The sequence below is a fragment of the Mesorhizobium sp. B2-7-3 genome (genome assembly GCF_006440715.1).
Taxonomy (GTDB): domain Bacteria; phylum Pseudomonadota; class Alphaproteobacteria; order Rhizobiales; family Rhizobiaceae; genus Mesorhizobium; species Mesorhizobium australicum.
Genome location: NZ_VFTY01000006.1, coordinates 161,415 through 178,911 on the forward strand (window position 1 = coordinate 161,415; position 17,497 = coordinate 178,911).

Genomic DNA, 17,497 nt, shown 5'->3' on the forward strand with positions numbered 1-17,497 from the left:
CATCAAGGAAAACCGGCCGGTCGCAAATCGACCGGCCGGTTTTTTATTCCGCCGCCAACGGCAGTTGCGGCCGTTCGATGCCTTCGATCTCCCCTGGCTCCGGCGCCTGCTGGTCGGTCTTCGCCTTCTTCGGCTCGCGGCCGAAGAAGAGCGCATAGCCCGCCGGCAGCACCAGGATGGTGAGCACGGTGGCGACCAGAATGCCGCCCATCATGGCATAGGCGAGCGGTCCCCAGAACACGCCGCGCGAGATCGGGATCAGTGCCAGCACCGCCGTCATCGCCGTCAGCACGATCGGCCTGAAGCGGCGCACGGCCGAGCCGACGATCGCTTCGGAACGGTCCATGCCCTTGGCAATGTCCTGGTCGATCTGGTCGACCAGGATGATCGAGTTGCGCATGATGATGCCGAGCAGGGCGATGACACCGAGGATGGCGACGAAGCCGAACGGTGCACCGCTGATCAGCAGAGCCGCGGCCGCGCCGATGATGCCGAGCGGACCGGTGGCCAGCACCAGCATCGCCTTGCCGAAGTTCTGCAGCTGGATCATCAGGAGCACGACGATGATGGCCAGCATGATCGGCGCCTTGGCGGCGATCGAAGCCTGGCTTTCGGCTGAATCCTCCGCACCGCCCTGGATCTCGATCTTGTAACCGGGCGCCAGGCCGTCACGCAGGCCCTGCATGTCCTTGTACATCTTGGTGACGACGTCGTTGGACTGCACGCCGTCTGGCAATGTGGCGCGCACGCTGATCGTCGGCAGGCGGTCGCGCCGCCATTCGATGCCTTGCTCCAGCACAGGCACCACCTTGGCCACCTGCGACAGCGGCACGAAGCCGCCGAAATCGGTCGGGATATAGACCGAGTCCACCGACGACAGCAGGCTGCGGCTGGCATCCGGCTCGCGGGCGACGATCGACACCGTCTCCTCGCCGTCGCGGAAATCGTCAAGCGGCGCGCCCGACATCGTCGCCTGCAGCATCTGGCGGATGCGCTGCGAGGTGACGCCGAGCGCACGGGCACGATCCTGATCGATGACCAGCTTCATCGCCGGAACGGGCTCCAGCCAGTCGTCATGGACGGCGCCGAGCAGGGGATCCTGCCGGAACTTCGCCTTCACCTGGTCGGCGATGCGGCGCACCTCCTGGCGGTCCGGACCCATGACGCGCATCTGCACGGGCCACCCGGTCGGCGGTCCGAGGAACAGGCGGTCGACCTTGGCACGGATCGACGGGAAGTCTTCGGCCAGAACCGTACGCAGCTTGACGATCAGCCGCTCGCGCGCCGGCTCGTCATTGGCCATGACCAGCATCTGGGCGAAGTTCGGGTTGCGCAGTTGCTGGTCGAGCGGCAGGAAGAAGCGCGGGGCGCCCTCGCCGATATAAGTGGCGATGAAACGCTTGTCCTTGTCGTCCATCATCTTGGCTTCCAGGGCCTTGGCCTGCGCCTCGACCTCCTTGATGCTGGTGCCTTCCGGCAGCCAGAGGTCGACGAGAATTTCGGGCCGCGACGATTGCGGGAAGAAATTCTGCGGGATGAACTGGAACGCCCAAAGGCTGGTGCCGAAAGTCGCCAGCGTCATCACCAAAACGATGATGCGATGGCGCACGGCCCAGCCCACCGTGGCACGCAGCCGACGATAGAAGCCTGTGTCGAAGGCGTCGTGATGGCTGCCGGCATGCTTGCGCTGCTTAAGGATCATATAGCCGAGCCAGGGCGTGAAATAGACCGCCACGAACCACGACACGATCAGCGCGATGCCGACGACATAGAACAGGGTGCGCACATATTCGCCAGCCGTCGAAGCTGCGAACCCAACCGGTATGAAGCCGGCGGTGGTGATCAGTGTGCCGGTCAACATCGGGAAGGCGGTCGAGGAATAGGCGAAGCTCGCCGCCTCGATCTTGACCAGCCCCTCCTCGAGCTTGCGCTCCATCATCTCGACGACGATCATGGCATCGTCGACAAGCAGGCCGAGCGCGATGATCAGCGCGCCCAGCGAAATACGCTGCAGGTCGATGCCGATCTCGTACATGATGGCGAAGGTGGCGGCGAGCACCAGCGGTATGGCGATGGCGATCACCAGCCCCGAGCGCCAGCCGATCGACAGGAACGAGACGACGAGCACGATCAGCAACGCTTCGCCGAGCGCATGCATGAATTCGCTGACGGCATCCGTGACGACGCCCGGCTGGTCGGAAATCTGGTCGACCGAAACGCCATAGGGCAGCGCCTCCTCGAAGCGCTTGTAGGTCGCCTCGACATCCTTGCCGACATCGGTGACTTTAAAACCCTTGGCCATGACCACGCCAAGCTGCACGCTGTCGTGGCCATTGAAGCGGTATTTGCGCTGGAAGGGGTCCTCCAGGCCCGAAGTGACGGTGGCGATGTCGCCCAGCCGGGTGACCTGGCCGCCGGCGCGCAGGCGCAGTTCGCGGATGTCGGCCGCCTTGGCGACGTCGCCTTCGACCGAGATGCGAACCGAATTGACGCCGGTATCGACGGAACCCGCGGGGTCGACGTTGTTCTGGCCCTTGATCGCGTTCTGCAGGTCGGTCAGCGTCAGGCCGCGTTCGGCCAGCGCCTTGGACGAGACATCGATATAGAGCTTTTCCGGCTGGTCGCCGATGATGACGGCCTTTTCGACGCCGGGCGTCGTCAAAAGCATATCGCGCGCCTGGATGGCGAACTTCTTCAATTCGGGAAAGGAGAAGCCGTCGCCGCTGATCGAATGCAGGGTGATAAACGTGTCGCCGAACTCGTCGTTGAAATACGGGCCGAGCAGGCCTTGCGGCAGGTCGCCCTGGATATCGCCGACTTTCTTGCGCACCTGATAGAAAGCATCCGTCACTTCGGCGGCGTTGGTGTCACCCTTGATCTGGACGGTGATGATGGCGCTGCCGGCGCGGGTGAAGGAACGCACGAAATCGAGATGCGGCGTCTCCTGCAATTTGCGCTCGATCTTGTTGACGACCTGGTCCTCCATCTCCTGGATCGAGGAGCCCGGCCAGATCGCCTGCACGACCATGACGCGGAAGGTGAAGTCGGGATCCTCCTTCTGGCCCATGCGCATCAAGCCGAGCGCGCCGGCTATGATGATCAGCCCGAACAGGAAGCGCGCAATGGAGGGATGGCCGATGGCCCAACGCGACAGGTTGAAGGGACGCTTTTCTTCAGTGGGGGTCGTCATCGGAAGTGGTCCACTTTGCTTGGTTGCCGGCGCTTGGTGCTTCGAAAAAGGGGCTTCGAGGAAGCGCGCGCGGAACGAAATCATCTGCGTTCGATACTGGCTTCCGGGCGGCGTTGCTCTTCAAGCGGAGAGACACTCATCGCGGTGGGACGCGAGGATCGATGCGGGGGTACATCGGCCTTGACGTCTCGACCTTCGGGCACGCCGCCCGGAAACCTGCGGCCGCGGGAACGCGCGGCCGACCTGTCTGTCGTCAGCGCAACTGGCTGGCTTCGTCGCCCTCGGCCGAGGCGGACTGCTGTGCGGTGCCGCCGGGGAGTTTCACCTTCAGGTTCTCGGTCATGAACTGCGTACCGGCGGCGACCACGACGTCGCCCGGTTTCAATCCCTCCGCGACACGCACGCCGTTTGGGGCGAACTCGGCGACCTTGACCGAACGGGCATGCACGGTGTCGGCGCCACGATCGACCGTCCAGACGATCGACTGGCTGTCTTTCTCGGCGAGTGCACTGAGCGGGATGGACACGAGCTGCTTTTCGTTGACCGCCGACGCCTCGATATTGGCGGTCATGCCGAGCAGCACGCGCGGGTCGTTGGGCAGGCTGACGCGGACGGCAAAGGTGCGCGACTGCGGATCGGCGCTGCCGGCGACCTCACGGACCTTGCCGTCAAGCTTCAGCCCATCGTCCGACCAGAAGCCCGCCTTGACGTCCTTGCCCGGCTTGAACTCGGCGATCTCCATTTCCGGAACCGCGATCAGCACTTCCTTTTCACCGTCGACCGCGACGGTGACCACGGGCGTGCCCGAGCCGACCACCTGGCCGACATCGGCGTTTACCGCCGTGACGATGCCATCCCTGTCGGCCTTGAGGTCAGTATAGCCGACCTGGTTCCTGGCCTGGGCAAGCGTAGAGCGGGCGGAGTCGCGCGTGGCGATTGCCTGGTCATAGGTCAGTGTCGCCTGTTCGAGCTGCGATTTCGGCGCGAAGTTCTTGGCGAAAAGCTGTTCGGCGCGCTTACGGGCGAGTTCGACCGTCTCGACCTGCCGTTCAGAGGCATCGAGTGCCGCCTGCGCGCTCTTGACCGACAGGTCATAGTCGGAGGGATCGATGCGAGCGAGCACGTCGCCAGGCGCCACGTGCTGGCCGATGTCGACGAGACGCTCGGTGATCTTGCCATTGACCCGGAAACCCAGCGTGCTCTCGGTGCGGGCGCGCACCGATCCGGAATAGGACAGCGTACGGGTGTCATGCGCCTGGGCGATCTCGACGACCTTCACCGGACGGATGATGTCCTTCACCTCGGCTTTTTCCTGCGAGCAGCCGGCAAGCCCCAGCGACGCGACGATCAGGCCGGCAGCTGGCAGCTTGCGAAGGATGGAACTGGGCAAAAACATTTCGGTACTCCCGACTGGAGACGGACTGTCGACACCGGCACCGGCTGGCGACGGCTATTTCAAGGCTCTGATGGCGTAATCGATGAGGTCGTCGGGCATTGCCCGATTAGTCTTGGCGAGGCACTGCGCCACCATCTGCGGATGGCACAGGATGACGGTGGCGGCACCGAAGCAACGCGATGCGGTCACCGGGTCCTGCTTCCTGAACTCGCCAGCCTCGATGCCCTCGCCGATCACCTCGGCGAAGAGATCGTGAATGCTGTCGACATGCTTGTCGATCACGCCCCAGTCTCGCTCGAGCGCGACGATGACCATCTCGTGGACCTTCTGGTCGTCGAGCATGACCTCCATCGTCAGCTTGTATTGTGCATGCACATAACGACGCAGCCGCTCCTCGGCGCTGATCGGCAGGTGCATGATCTCGTAAGCCATCTTGTAGCTGGCGCCGAGCATCCGGCCACATACGGCTTGGTGGATTTCGACCTTGGACGCAAAGAAACGATAGATGTTCGCCGGTGACATGCCGAGTTCGCGGGCGATGTCGGCGACATTGGTCTTGCCGTAGCCATAGTGCCGGAACAGGCGCTCGGCGCAATCGAGTATGCGCGTTACATTTTCCTGTCGGGCGATGTCGGCGACGATGTTGGCGGCTTCGGACATAGCTCTCTGTCAAATAACGAGTGACGAATTTCGATTTTCATCACTCGTAAATCTAAATGAGCGAGGTGTCAACGCGGATTCGGTGTACGCGTACGATAGGTGACAATTGGTGACATCCAGTAGACGTCACAAGGCGCCCTCAGGATGCGGACCATTGAAAATATTCTCTCGAAAATCCCCGGGGGCTTCAGGCGACCTTGGCCATCTCCCGCAGCCGGAACTTCTGGATCTTGCCGGTCGAGGTCTTCGGTATCTCGGCAAAGATCACCGCTTTCGGCACTTTGAAGCGGGCGAGCAGCGTCCGGCAGTGCTCGATGATCTCGGCCTCGCTCGCCTCCTTGCCCGGCTTCAGTTCCACATAGGCGACAGGCACCTCGCCCCATTTGTCGTCATGGCGCGCCACGACGCCGCAGGAGGCGACGGCGGGATGCTTGTAGAGCGCTTCCTCGACCTCGATCGAGGAAATGTTCTCGCCACCGGAGATGATGATGTCCTTGGAGCGGTCCTTGAGCTGGATATAGCCATCCGGGTGCATGACGCCGAGATCGCCCGAGTGGAACCAGCCGCCGGCGAAAGCCTCGTCAGTCGCCCTGCGGTTCTTCAGGTAACCCTTCATGACGATGTTGCCACGAAACATCACCTCGCCGATGGTCTCGCCGTCGGCGGGCGTCTCGGCCATGGTCTCGGGATCCATTACCGTAAGGCCTTCGAGCGCGGCATAGCGCACGCCCTGCCGTGCCTTCTTGCCCGCCCTCGCCCCTTTGTCGAGTGCGTCCCAGCCATTATGCCATTCGTTGACGACAGCGGGACCATAGGTCTCTGTCAGGCCGTAGAGATGGGTGACGGCAAAGCCGGCATCGGCCATGCCCGACAGCACGGCTTCGGGCGGCGGGGCGGCCGCCGTGTTGAAGGTGACAGTTTGCGCAAACGCGCGCTTGTCCTCGTCCTTGGCGTTGATCAGCACCGACATGACCACCGGCGCCCCGCACAGATGGGTGACGCCATGATCGGCGATAGCGTCATAAATGGGCTTCGGCCGCACCCAGCGCAGGCAGACATGCGTGCCGGCCTGGACGGCGAGCGTCCAGGGAAAACACCAGCCATTGCAGTGGAACATCGGCAAGGTCCAGAGATAGACCGCGTGCTTGGCCATGCCGGCATGGATGGTGTTGGTGTAGGCCATCAGCGCAGCACCTCGGTGATGGTAGACGACGCCCTTGGGATTGCCTGTCGTGCCCGAAGTATAATTGAGCGAGATGGCGTCCCATTCGTCGTCCGGCATCGACCAGGCGAACGCCTCGTCGCCATTGGCGACAAAGGCCTCATAGTTCACCGTGCCGACCCTCTCGCCTTTCGGATAGGGCGCGTCGGTGGCGTATTCGGGATCGTCGTAGTCGATGACCAGCGGTTTGACCACGGCCAGACCGAGCGCTTCCCGCACCACGCCGGAAAACTCGCGATCGACGATCAGCACCTTGGTCTCGGCATGGTCGAGTTGGAAGGCAATGACGGCGGCGTCGAGACGCGTGTTGAGCGAGTGCAGCACCGCCTTGGTCATCGGCACGCCGAAATGCGCTTCCAGCATCGGCGGCGTGTTCGACAGCATGACCGTCACCGTGTCGCCCTTGCCGATGCCATGCTTGTGCAGGGCCGAGGCGAGCTTCAACGAACGGCGCCAGAAATCGCGGTAGCTGATGCGCTGGCTGCCATGGATGACGGCGACATGGTCGGGATAGGTTCTTGCAGCGCGCTCCAGATAGGTGAGCGGCGTCAGCGGCTGGTGATTGGCCGCGTTCCTGTCGAGATCCTGTTCGTAGGGATTGGCCATCCCATTCTCCCCAAAGTCTTTTCGAGCTTTCTAACCTTACGCTCGTCGTCACGCTATCCCCCTGAAGGGCTGAGAATGCTATCCTGCACCGACTTGCTAGAATGGGGATTTCGATTGTGCCGCGCCGGCAGGAGATCTCTTCCCGTCTATTCCAAATTTGACTTTTGTCGAGAGCCGTGACTAATGTCAGCCAAGGAGGCGGCATGGCGATCCGACCGGCAGAACAGCTCATCCACAAGGCGGCCTGGCTTTACTATGCCCATGGGCTTCGCCAGGACGAAGTGGCCAATCAACTCAACATTTCGCGCGCCTCCGTCGCCATGTATCTGCGCAAGGCGCGCGAGACAGGCATCGTCAACATCTCGACCTCGACGCAGCTCTTCACCGACGACGTCATGGCGCGTAGGCTGGAAGACGCCCTGAAGCTCGACGCCGTCTGGATCGCGCCTGAGAACGCCTATCTCGCCGACCCCTCGACCGATATCGCGGTGCTGGCGGCAAGCGTTTTCCTGGAACTCGTCGGGAAAGGCGACCGCATCGGCGTCGCCTGGGGCCGCACCGTCTACACCATCGCCGACATCATGTCCTATGCCGACCTGCAGGACGTCACCGTGGTGCAGCTCTGCGGCAATCTCGGCGCACCCTATTCCTACCGGCCCGATCAATGCACTATGGAAATCGCGCGCCGGCTCAATGCCAAGGGCCTCAACTTCTACGCGCCCCTGGTGCTGTCGACCGAGGAACTGGCGCAAGGCCTGCGCGCCGAACCTGTGATCCGCGACCAGCTTGCCGGGATCAGCGACTGCGATCTTGCGCTCTACTCCATCGGCGCGGTCGATGCCGACAGCCATCTGGTGAAGTGCGGCGCGCTGACGGCAGCCGAGATGGCGGCGCTGCGCAGGGAAGGTGCCGCAGGTGTCATTGCCGGGCAGATCATCGATGCCCGTGGCGAGTTGCTCGACTGCAGCTACAACCGGCGGGTCATCTCGGCCGGGCTTGCTTCACTGCGCGTCATCGGTAAGCGGCTGATGGTCGTGCAGGAAGACAGCAAGTTCGAGCCGCTGCTCGCCGCGATCGCCGGCGGCCTCTGCACGCATCTGGTGGTCGGCGCGCATATGGCGCAGCGGCTGCTCGATCATGCCGGAACGTCAGCAGAAAAGGCGTCCTGAGAACCAATCCTTTGCCGACGCATTTGTCATCAAGGCGTCGCGGCATTCCTGTTCACCATCAAAGACAGCAACTGGACGAAGCGAACATGAAGAATCTGTGGAACGACGACGTGGCCGAACAACTCGTTGCCGACTATGCGAAGAAGGGCGTCGGCCGCGATCTGGCGTTGCGTGTCTACACGACGCGGCTTCTGGGGGGCGTGCCGCAACTGGTCCTGCATGGCGGCGGCAACACCTCCTGCAAGATCAAGGCGACCGATCTCGTCGGTGACGAATGGGACGTGCTGTGCGTCAAGGGCAGCGGCTGGGATATGGCGGTCATCGAGCCGCAGGGCCTGCCGGCGGTCAAGATGGGCGCCCTGCTCAAGGCGCGCAAGCTGGACAGGCTTTCCGACGAGGACATGGTCGCATTGCAGCGGGCCAACCTGATCGATCCCGCCTCGCCCAACCCTTCGGTCGAGACCCTGCTGCATGCCTTCCTGCCGCACAAGTTCGTCGACCACACCCACTCGACCGCTATCCTGGCTATCGTCGACCAGGAAGACAGCAAGCCGCTGGTGGCAAAGGTGTTCGGAGCAAAAATGGGCTATGTGCCCTACATCATGCCGGGCTTCGATCTCGCCAAGGCGGCGGCCGATGTCTTCGACGCCGACCCGACGGTAGAAGGCCTGATCCTCGACAAGCACGGCATCTTCACTTTCGGCGAGGATGCCAGGCAGGCCTATGACCGGATGATCCACTATGTGAACGTCGCCGAGGATTATGTGGCCGAGCATGCCAAGCCGAAGGCTGCAAAGACAGCGCTGCCGGCAAGACTAGCGTCACCAGCGGCGATCGCGCCCATGCTGCGCGGCGCTGTAGCGGCCCCACGCGGCGAAGGCCGCTTCGACCGCATGATCTCTGACTTCCGCACCTCGGACGCGATTGTCGATTTCATCAATTCCGCAGAGATCGCCGACTATGCAGGACGCGGCGTGTCGACGCCGGATCTGTCGATCCGCATCAAGACCGGGCCGCTGGCCGTGCCGGCGCCCGATGCCGACAAGATCGGCGACTACAAGGCCGTAATCCAGAGCCATGTCGACGCTTTCGCCAAGGATTACCGCGCCTATTTCGAGACCAATGACGCGCTCGACGACGTCAAGCGCACCATGCTCGATCCGATGCCCCGGCTGACGCTGGTGCCGGGGCTCGGCATGTTCGGCCATGGCCGCACGCTGAAGGATGCCAGGATCGCCTCGGACGTTGGCGAGATGTGGATCGAGGCCGTGCGCGGCGCCGAGGCCGTCGGGCGTTTCCACCCGCTATCCAAGGCCGACCTGTTCCCGCTCGAATACTGGTCGCTGGAACAGGCCAAGCTCGCCTCCAACAAGCCGAAGCCGCTGACCGGCCAGGTGGTGCTGATCACCGGCGGCGCCGGTGCGATTGGTGCGGCGACCGCAAAACTGTTCGCCGACAATGGCGCTCATGCCGTCGTCGTCGATCTCGACGCCGAAAAGGCCGCCGATGCCGCCAGGAAAGCGGGCAACAATTCGATTGGCGTCGGCGCCGACATCACCGACCCGGACCAGATGCGTGCCGCCTTCGACAAGGCGGTCGCCGTCTTCGGCGGCGTCGACATATTGGTGTCCAATGCGGGTGCTGCCTGGGAAGGCCGCATCGGCGAGCTTGACGATACGCTGCTGCGCAAGAGCTTCGAGCTCAATTTCTTCGCTCACCAGTCGGCGGCGCAGAACGCCGTGCGCATCATGCTGGAACAAGGTACAGGTGGGGCGCTGTTGTTCAACACCTCCAAGCAGGCGGTCAATCCGGGTCCGAAATTCGGCGCCTATGGCGTGCCGAAAGCGGCGACGCTGTTCCTGTCAAGGCAATACGCGCTCGACTACGGCCCCCATGGCATCCGTTCCAACGCCGTCAACGCCGACCGCATCCGCTCCGGGCTTTTGACCGACGCCATGATCGCCAGCCGCTCGGGCGCACGCGGCGTGTCGGAGAAGGAATACATGTCCGGCAATCTGCTCGGCCAGGAAGTGACCGCGCAGGACGTGGCTCAGGCCTTCCTGCACCATGCGCTGGCCGACCGGACGACCGCCGATGTGACGACGGTCGACGGTGGCAACATCGCGGCGGCGCTGCGGTAAGCACCTCCAATTGACAATAAAAAGGGCGGCTCACGGGCCGCCCTTTTCCTTTGTGTGTTGACGAGCCTTACTTCGCGTTGGGGTTCGGCATCCAGGCCGGCATGGCGACATCGGCATGGGCGAACTGCGGCAGCTTGGCCGACAGGTCTTCCATGTTCTTGATGTCCTTGTCGATCAGCTCCTTCTGGGTGATCAGCGTCGGCGGCACGATGACGTTGTGGCCGGGATCTTCGCCGGCGAGCAGTTGCGCCAGGGCGCGCACCGAGACCTGGCCGACGACGGCCGGGTTGGTCGCCGCGGTAGCCGCCCAGGCACTGTCGGGTTCGCGCATCGCAGCGATGTCGGATGTCGAAATGTCGGCCGAATAGATCTTGATCTTCTTGTTCAGGCCGGCTTCGTCGACGGCGATCTTCACGCCCTTGGCGAACTCGTCATAGGGCGCGAACATCACGTTGATGTCGGGGTGCGCCGACAGCACCGAGCGCGCCTGGTTGGCGACGGAGTTGGCGATCGGATTGTCGAGCGTGCCGAACATGGCGGCTTCCTTTATGCCGGCATATTTTTTCTTGACGTCGACCCAGGTCTCGTTGCGGCGGTCGAGCGGCGCGATGCCGGCGACATAGACATAGCCGGCGTTCCAGCTTTCGCCATTGTCCTTGACTGCCTGTTCGAGCGCCAGCCGTGCCAGGTCTTTGTCCGACTGTTCGATCTGCGGGATCTTGGGGTTTTCGACATTGACGTCGAATGCCACCACCTTGATGCCGGCGTCGACGGCGCGCTGGGCGGCGTCCTTCATCGATTCCGTCAGGCCGTGCTGGATAATGATGCCCTGCACGCCGAGCGCGATGGCCTGGTCGACCATGTCGGATTGAAGGGCGGCGTCCTGGCGGCTGTCGAGCACGCGCAGGTCGATACCGAGCGCCTTCGACTGCGCCTCGACGCCCGACAGATACGCCTGGAAGAAGTCGCCGGTCGAGAGATAGCGAACCAGTGCGATCTTGACGCCGGGTTTGTCGAACGGCGCCGGCTTGTCGGCGGCAAATGCCCCCTGCATCAGCATGGTTGCGCCGGCGAGCCCGAGCGCCACTTTCCCCAGAAGTCTTCTAGTGATGTTCACCTTGTTTTCCTCCACTTTTGTTGAACCCAAATCCTATCTGGCCGAATGCTAGTTCCTGCCCCTGCCCGAAAGGGCAAAGGTGAAGACAAGGGCGACGACCAGAACCACGCCCTTGACGAAATCCTGCGTGTAGTAAGGCGCGTTCATCATTGTCAGGCCTTGCAGCAAGATGCCGACGAACAGCGCGCCGATGGCGGTGCCAAAGGCGTTCGGCTTGGCGGCGCCGAGCACCGCGTAGCCGATCAGCGCCGCGGCAACCGCATCGAGCAGCAGATTATTACCCGAGGCGATGTCGCCGCGTCCAAGCCGGGCCGCGAGCAAAATGCCGCCGATCGAGGCAAAAACGCCTGAAATAACGTAGGCCCAGATCTTGTATGCCTTGACAGGCGCGCCAGCGAGTTCGGCGGCGCGCTCATTGCTGCCGACCGCATACATCATGCGGCCGAAGCGGGTGTATTCGAGGAAGAACCAGATCAGCACGGCCAGCGCCAGAAGCACGACGACCGAGACCGGGATGAGGTTTGGGATGAAGAAGTCGAAGCGGTGGCGGCCGAGCGCCAGGAAGGCATCGGAGAACTTGCCGCTGGCGACCGAGCCATCGGGCATGGTCATGCCGGTGGCGATCGAGCGGCCTTCCGTGGGGATGCGTTGCAGGCCGACCAGCAGGAACATCATCCCGAGCGTCGCCAGCAGATCGGGTACACGCATGTAGACGATCAGCCAGCCATTGATCAGGCCGACAATGGCGCCAATCAACAGGCAGACGATGACCGCCACGAACGCGTTTTGCTCCAGCACCACCATCACATAGGCCGCAGCCATCATGGCAGAGGTTGCGACCGAACCGATCGACAGGTCGAAGCCGCCGACGACAAGCGTGGCGGTAACACCGAGCGCCAGCACACCGGTGATGGCGACAGACTGGAAGATGAAGACGGCACTTTGCGGCGAAACGAACCCGTCGGCGGCGATCGCGAAATAGGCGACCAATCCGAACAGCAGCACGATGAATCCATAGCGGATGGCATAGTCGCGCAGCGTCATTCGGCGCATCCCGGCGCCGCTGCCGTTTTTACCCAACTCGAAACCATGGTCTCTCCATTTCCAATTCCTTCGGCCGCCACGCTCAGGCAGCGCTGTGCAGCGGTCCACCGGCAACCTCGGCCAGCAGGCGGTCGAGGTCGACATCGGCATTGCGGTGTTCGCCGACGATCGTGTGCTCCGACATCACCAGGATGCGATCGGCCGTCTCCAGCGCTTCATCGAGTTCGGTGACGAACAGAAGCGTGGCGCGGCCATTGGCGCTTGCCCTCAGCTTGGCGGCGATGTCGCGCCGGGCGGAAATATCGACGCCCTGGAACGGCTCGTCGAGGATGAACAGCGCGGCATTCTGCGCCATCCAGCGGGCGACCATCACCTTCTGCTGGTTGCCGCCCGACAGCGCCGACATCTCGTCCTTCTCGGAGCGGCAGACGATGCCCAGTTGCTCGATCTGCCTGCGCGCGGTGGCGCGTTCGAGGCGGCGCCTGAGCACGCTTAGACTGGACATGCGCTTCAGAAACGGCAGGCTGATATTGCGCTCGATGTTGAAGCTGCCGACGATGCCGCTGGTCGCACGATCCTTGGCGACCAGGAACACGCCGGCTGCGATCGCGTCGCCCGCCGAGCGCGGCGCGTAAGGCTTGCAGTTCATCGTCATGGTGCCGTCGAGCGGCCGGCGCACGCCGAACAGCGTCTCGGCAAGAGCGGTCTTGCCGACGCCGACGAGGCCAGTGATGGCGACGACCTCGCCATCGCCGAGTGTCAGCGACATCGGCCTGGCGCCCTGCGCGATGCGCAGGCCTTCGACGGTCAGGACCGCCCTGGCGGAACTCCTGGCCACGATCCGGTCGAGATGGATCTTGCGGCCGAGCATGGCGTTGACCGCACCTTCATAATCGAGCGGCTTGGCATCGAAGGCGCCCGAGACGACACCGTCGCGCATCGAGACGATGCGATCCGCGAGCCGCCTGATGTCCGACATGCGGTGCGAGATGTAGAGGATCGCCACGCCCTGCTCGCGCAGACGGTGGACCAGCGCGAACAGCCTGTCGGCCTCGGCACTGGAGAGCGACGAGGTCGGCTCATCGAGGATCAGCACTTTCGGCTGGTGCGCCAGCGCCCGGGCAATCGCCACCATCTGGCGGTCGGCCAGCGAAAGATCGCTGACGCGCGCCTTCAAATCGATGGCCAGCCCCATGCGGTCGGCGACCGCTTTGGCCTCACGGCGCACGCGAGCGGGATTGAACAGGGTCGGCACGCCCCGGCCGCTCAGCCGGTCGAGCGTAAGATTGGTGGCGACATCGAGATCGGCGACCACGCCGTCATTGATGTTCTGGTGCACGGTGACGACACCCGCGCGGATCGCTTCCGCCGGCGTGTTCGGCGCGAACTCCGCACCGGCGAGGGTCATAGAGCCGCCGCCACGCTCGTAGACGCCGCTGATGATCTTGACGAGGGTGGATTTGCCGGCGCCGTTGGCGCCCATCAGCACGGTCACTTCGCCGGCATGGAGGTCCAGCGCGATGCCGCCAAGCACCTCGTTGCGGCCAAAGGATTTCCTCAGTCCCTCTACGCGGAACACGGCATTGCCGACCATGCGTTCCTCCCTGGTCATGACGCTATGGTCAATGTAGGCAATTGTCAACACGATTGACAATTGCCAGACAGCTTCCTAGCTTGGCCCCGCCGCTTGGGCTCCTTATGATCGGAGCACATAGGCGGGAGGGACAAGGATGACTGGGAACTTGCCGTTCGAAGCATTGTCGGTGGAGACGCTCGCAACCCGTCTCGGCACGAACGAAGCGCTGTGCGCGAAGATCGGCAAGGATGCGAGCGCCTGGAAAGTTCGCGAGGTTGGCGACGGCAATCTGAACCTGGTGTTCATCGTCGAAGGCGCCAGTGGCGGCGCCATCGTCAAGCAGGCCCTGCCCTATGTCCGCCTGGTCGGCGACAGCTGGCCGCTGCCGCTAAAACGCTCCTTCTTCGAATACCACGCACTGACCCGGCAAGAGGCGCGCGCGCCGGGCTCGGTGCCGGCGATCTACTACTTCGACGAGGTCCAGGCGCTGATCATTATGGAATATCTGGCACCGCCCCACATCATTCTCAGGCGCGCCCTGATCGATGGGCGCCGACTGCCGAACATTGCCAGGGATATCGGCCTGTTCATGGCCCGCACGCTGTTTCGCGGTTCCGACCTGTCGATGGTGACCAAGGAGCGCAAGGCGGATTTGGCGCTGTTCGCCGACAATGTCGAGCTTTGCGACATCACCGAGAACCTGGTGTTTTCCGACCCCTATTTCGACGCCAAGATGAACCGCCACACCAGTCCGCAGCTCGATAGGCTGGTGGCGGAACTGCGGGCCGACCGCGACCTCAAGGTGGAGGCGCAGCGGCTGAAGCATATGTTCGCCGCCAATGCCGAGACGCTTTTGCATGGCGACCTGCATTCCGGCTCGATCATGGTCACCGATCAGGAAACACGGATGATCGATCCGGAGTTCGCCTTCTACGGCCCGATGGCCTTCGACGTCGGCATGCTGCTCGCCAATTTCTGGATGTCCTTCTTCTCGCAGCGCGGGCATGAGCAGAACGGCAGGCGCGACGCCATGCGTGCCTATCTGCTCGGCGTCACGGCCGAGACCTGGGCCGTGTTCCGCGCCGAGTTCTCGCTGTTATGGCGCACCGAGCGCACCGGCATGCTCTATCAAAAAAGCCTGTTCGAGGATCAGGGCGACCGGCTGGGCGCCGAGCAGGCACTCGATAATGTCCTGCATCAGATCTGGGACGATCTGCTCGGCTTTGCCGGCATCGAGGTTCACAGGCGCATCCTTGGCCTCGCGCACAATGCAGACTTCGAGACCATTGCCGATGAAGATCTGCGCGCCAGTTGTGAGGCGAAGGCACTGAAATTCGGCCGCCACATCGCCGTCAATCGGCGCCAGATCCACAGCATCGACGAGGTCAACAATCTGGCCGCGCTGATCGAACAGGAGAACAGCATTTGAACGTCGGCGACCGCCACTTTCGGACCATCTGGCTGAGCGACGACGGCCGCTCGGTGGAGATCATCGACCAGCGCTGGCTGCCGCATGAGTTCCGTATCGAGAAGCTCGTCACGGTCGCCGGCATCGCCACCGCGATCCGCGACATGTGGGTGCGTGGCGCACCGTTGATCGGGGTCACCGCGGCCTATGGCGTCGCCATGCAGATGACGGATGATGCATCCGACGAAGCGCTCGACACTGTGTGGGAGATACTGCACGATACCAGGCCGACGGCGATCAACCTGCGCTGGGCGCTCGACGAGATGCGGCGCTTTCTGCGGCCGTTGCCGCTTGGTGAACGCGCCGCGGCCGCCTACCGGCGTGCCAATGAGATCGCCGACGAGGATGTCGGGCTCAACCGCGCCATCGGCGAGAACGGTCTCGCCATCATCAAGGATATCGCGGCGCGCAAGCAGCCGGGCGAGACGGTCAATATCCTCACCCACTGCAATGCCGGCTGGCTGGCGACGGTCGACTACGGGACAGCCACTTCACCGATCTACCTCGCTGTCGAAGCCGGCATTCCGGTCCATGTCTATGTCGATGAAACACGCCCACGCAACCAGGGCGCCCAGCTCACCGCCTGGGAGATGGCTGGCCACGGCGTGCCGCATACGCTGATCGTCGACAATGCCGGCGGCCATCTGATGCAGCGCGGCGCAATCGACATGGTCATCGTCGGCACCGACCGCACTACCGCCGACGGTGACGTCTGCAACAAGATCGGCACCTACCTGAAGGCACTCGCCGCCGCGGACAATGACGTGCCGTTCTACGTCGCGCTGCCTTCGCCGACCATCGACTGGACGGTGGCCGACGGACTTGCCGAAATCCCGATCGAGGAACGCTCCGGCGACGAGGTTTCGCTGGTGTGGGGCAAGACAGCGAGCGGCGAGATCGCCCAGGTTCGCGTCTCGCCCGAAGCAACGCCTGCGGCAAACCCCGCCTTCGACGTGACGCCGGCGCGGCTGGTCACCGGGCTGATCACCGAGCGCGGCATCGCCAAAGCGTCGCGCGAGGGGCTGAAGGCGATGTTCCCCGAGCGGGGATAGGCGGGCCGCGCTCAGAACTCGGCATTGTCCAGCGCGTTCACAAATTCCAGCGAGCGCCGCAAGGCGCCGCGAATGGTGCCGATATCCACCGGCGTGCTTCGCCGCTGGGGATCATTGCGCTGCGGGCGCTGCAGCCGCAACGGCAGTTCGATGCTGACTGGCAGCGTGGCGGGCAGCACGGCCCAGTAGGATGCATAGTCGACAGAGCCGTCGCCGATGGCGCAGAAGGCCCATCCCTCGCCGGTGCTGACGACATCCTTCAGATGAGCATGTCCAACCGTATCGATGGCATCGGCGATATCTTGCGCCGGCTGCATCGTCTCGCCGCTGTAAGTGAAGATGTTGCCGGCATCGTGGTTCAGGCGGACGTACGGCGATCCGATGTCGCGGACGAAGCTTGCCCCCGATCGCGCGCTGCCGAGCAGATCGCCACTGCCATGTCCGGGGTTTTCGAGCGCCAGAACCATGCCGGCCTCCTCCAGCCTCGGCAGGAGAGCGTCGATCGTCGCGCGGATCGCCGCGCTGTTTCTCGCCGGGCCGGCATTGGTGATCAGGAACGACGCGCCGAGACCGGCGGCAAAGCCGATGCGCCGGGACAAGGCGTCGGCGGCATCGGCCCCCGACAGGTCGAGATGAGCCGACACGGCGTTGATGCCCAGCCCGGCATGTTCCGCTGCCCGGCGCAGCTTCGCGGCGTGCGCAGCCGCAAACAGACCCTCGTCGAAATCGACATAGCCGCTGATAAAGGCCGGCTCGACATGGGCGGCACCCACAGCGGCAATCTCCTCGACGGCCAATTCCATGGAATAGCCGTCGAAGAGAGCGGTCGATACCGACATGATCCGCGAAGGCAGGG

Annotated in this window: 12 protein-coding genes; 4 read left to right on the plus strand and 8 right to left on the minus strand. The window is 63.5% G+C overall.

Annotated features, from left to right (window positions below):
• Positions 1 to 43 precede the first annotated feature (43 nt).
• The 4 genes from FJW04_RS15635 to FJW04_RS15650 form a co-directional block, all read right to left on the minus strand.
• Positions 44 to 3,190 carry an efflux RND transporter permease subunit gene (locus FJW04_RS15635; protein WP_140715130.1) on the minus strand — a complete coding sequence of 1,049 codons (3,147 nt, stop codon included), beginning with the start codon at positions 3,188 to 3,190 and terminating at the stop codon, positions 44 to 46.
• A 253-nt stretch (positions 3,191 to 3,443) separates the two neighbouring features.
• The gene (locus FJW04_RS15640) at positions 3,444 to 4,586 is read right to left on the minus strand and encodes an efflux RND transporter periplasmic adaptor subunit (RefSeq protein ID WP_140715132.1); all 1,143 of its coding nucleotides are present in this window, start codon (positions 4,584 to 4,586) and stop codon (positions 3,444 to 3,446) included.
• A gap of 54 nt (positions 4,587 to 4,640) precedes the next feature.
• Complete coding sequence (locus FJW04_RS15645; RefSeq protein WP_140715134.1) at positions 4,641 to 5,246, minus strand: TetR family transcriptional regulator; 606 nt, start codon at positions 5,244 to 5,246, stop codon at positions 4,641 to 4,643.
• 187 nt (positions 5,247 to 5,433) lie between these two features.
• Positions 5,434 to 7,074 carry an acyl-CoA synthetase gene (locus tag FJW04_RS15650; protein ID WP_140715136.1) on the minus strand — a complete coding sequence of 547 codons (1,641 nt, stop codon included), beginning with the start codon at positions 7,072 to 7,074 and terminating at the stop codon, positions 5,434 to 5,436.
• Positions 7,075 to 7,277: 203 nt separating this feature from the next.
• Here FJW04_RS15650 and FJW04_RS15655 point away from each other — a divergent pair, with 203 nt between their 5' ends.
• The gene (locus FJW04_RS15655; RefSeq protein ID WP_140715138.1) at positions 7,278 to 8,243 is read left to right on the plus strand and encodes a sugar-binding transcriptional regulator; all 966 of its coding nucleotides are present in this window, start codon (positions 7,278 to 7,280) and stop codon (positions 8,241 to 8,243) included.
• 86 nt (positions 8,244 to 8,329) lie between these two features.
• Positions 8,330 to 10,384 carry a bifunctional aldolase/short-chain dehydrogenase gene (locus FJW04_RS15660; protein WP_140715140.1) on the plus strand — a complete coding sequence of 685 codons (2,055 nt, stop codon included), beginning with the start codon at positions 8,330 to 8,332 and terminating at the stop codon, positions 10,382 to 10,384.
• Between the two features lie 67 nt (positions 10,385 to 10,451).
• Here FJW04_RS15660 and FJW04_RS15665 read toward each other — a convergent pair whose 3' ends face one another.
• From FJW04_RS15665 to FJW04_RS15675, 3 genes are all read right to left on the minus strand, one after another.
• Positions 10,452 to 11,501: a substrate-binding domain-containing protein gene (locus tag FJW04_RS15665; protein WP_140661484.1), complete on the minus strand. Its 1,050-nt coding sequence runs from the start codon at positions 11,499 to 11,501 to the stop codon at positions 10,452 to 10,454.
• 48 nt (positions 11,502 to 11,549) lie between these two features.
• The gene (locus FJW04_RS15670; protein WP_140715142.1) at positions 11,550 to 12,545 is read right to left on the minus strand and encodes an ABC transporter permease; all 996 of its coding nucleotides are present in this window, start codon (positions 12,543 to 12,545) and stop codon (positions 11,550 to 11,552) included.
• An 82-nt stretch (positions 12,546 to 12,627) separates the two neighbouring features.
• Positions 12,628 to 14,139, minus strand: a complete 1,512-nt coding sequence (locus FJW04_RS15675; RefSeq protein WP_140715493.1) for a sugar ABC transporter ATP-binding protein — start codon at positions 14,137 to 14,139, stop codon at positions 12,628 to 12,630.
• A 136-nt stretch (positions 14,140 to 14,275) separates the two neighbouring features.
• Between FJW04_RS15675 and mtnK the strand changes: the two genes are divergently transcribed.
• Positions 14,276 to 15,550 (plus strand): S-methyl-5-thioribose kinase, encoded by a 1,275-nt coding sequence (mtnK, locus tag FJW04_RS15680; protein ID WP_140617386.1) that lies wholly within the window; start codon positions 14,276 to 14,278, stop codon positions 15,548 to 15,550.
• Positions 15,547 to 16,641, plus strand: a complete 1,095-nt coding sequence (gene mtnA, locus FJW04_RS15685) for an S-methyl-5-thioribose-1-phosphate isomerase (protein ID WP_140715144.1) — start codon at positions 15,547 to 15,549, stop codon at positions 16,639 to 16,641. The genes mtnK and mtnA overlap by 4 nt, the downstream gene beginning before the upstream one ends.
• Positions 16,642 to 16,652: 11 nt before the next feature.
• On the opposite strand, the gene FJW04_RS15690 is transcribed toward mtnA, so the two are convergent.
• A complete protein-coding gene (locus tag FJW04_RS15690) occupies positions 16,653 to 17,480 on the minus strand; it encodes a sugar phosphate isomerase/epimerase (protein WP_015318935.1) in 828 nt (275 codons plus the stop codon).
• Positions 17,481 to 17,497 lie beyond the last annotated feature (17 nt).

What these genes read in the sequence shown, in the direction of transcription:
- FJW04_RS15640 (WP_140715132.1), bottom strand. Translation starts at nt 4,586, where the DNA reads ATGTTTTTGCCCAGTTCCATCCTTCGCAAGCTGCCAGCTGCCGGCCTG.
- FJW04_RS15675 (WP_140715493.1), bottom strand. Translation starts at nt 14,139, where the DNA reads ATGGTCGGCAATGCCGTGTTCCGCGTAGAGGGACTGAGGAAATCCTTT.
- FJW04_RS15635 (WP_140715130.1), bottom strand. Translation starts at nt 3,190, where the DNA reads ATGACGACCCCCACTGAAGAAAAGCGTCCCTTCAACCTGTCGCGTTGG.
- FJW04_RS15650 (WP_140715136.1), bottom strand. Translation starts at nt 7,074, where the DNA reads ATGGCCAATCCCTACGAACAGGATCTCGACAGGAACGCGGCCAATCAC.
- FJW04_RS15660 (WP_140715140.1), top strand. Translation starts at nt 8,330, where the DNA reads ATGAAGAATCTGTGGAACGACGACGTGGCCGAACAACTCGTTGCCGAC.
- mtnK (WP_140617386.1), top strand. Translation starts at nt 14,276, where the DNA reads ATGACTGGGAACTTGCCGTTCGAAGCATTGTCGGTGGAGACGCTCGCA.
- FJW04_RS15645 (WP_140715134.1), bottom strand. Translation starts at nt 5,246, where the DNA reads ATGTCCGAAGCCGCCAACATCGTCGCCGACATCGCCCGACAGGAAAAT.
- FJW04_RS15670 (WP_140715142.1), bottom strand. Translation starts at nt 12,545, where the DNA reads ATGACGCTGCGCGACTATGCCATCCGCTATGGATTCATCGTGCTGCTG.
- FJW04_RS15690 (WP_015318935.1), bottom strand. Translation starts at nt 17,480, where the DNA reads ATGTCGGTATCGACCGCTCTCTTCGACGGCTATTCCATGGAATTGGCC.
- FJW04_RS15655 (WP_140715138.1), top strand. Translation starts at nt 7,278, where the DNA reads ATGGCGATCCGACCGGCAGAACAGCTCATCCACAAGGCGGCCTGGCTT.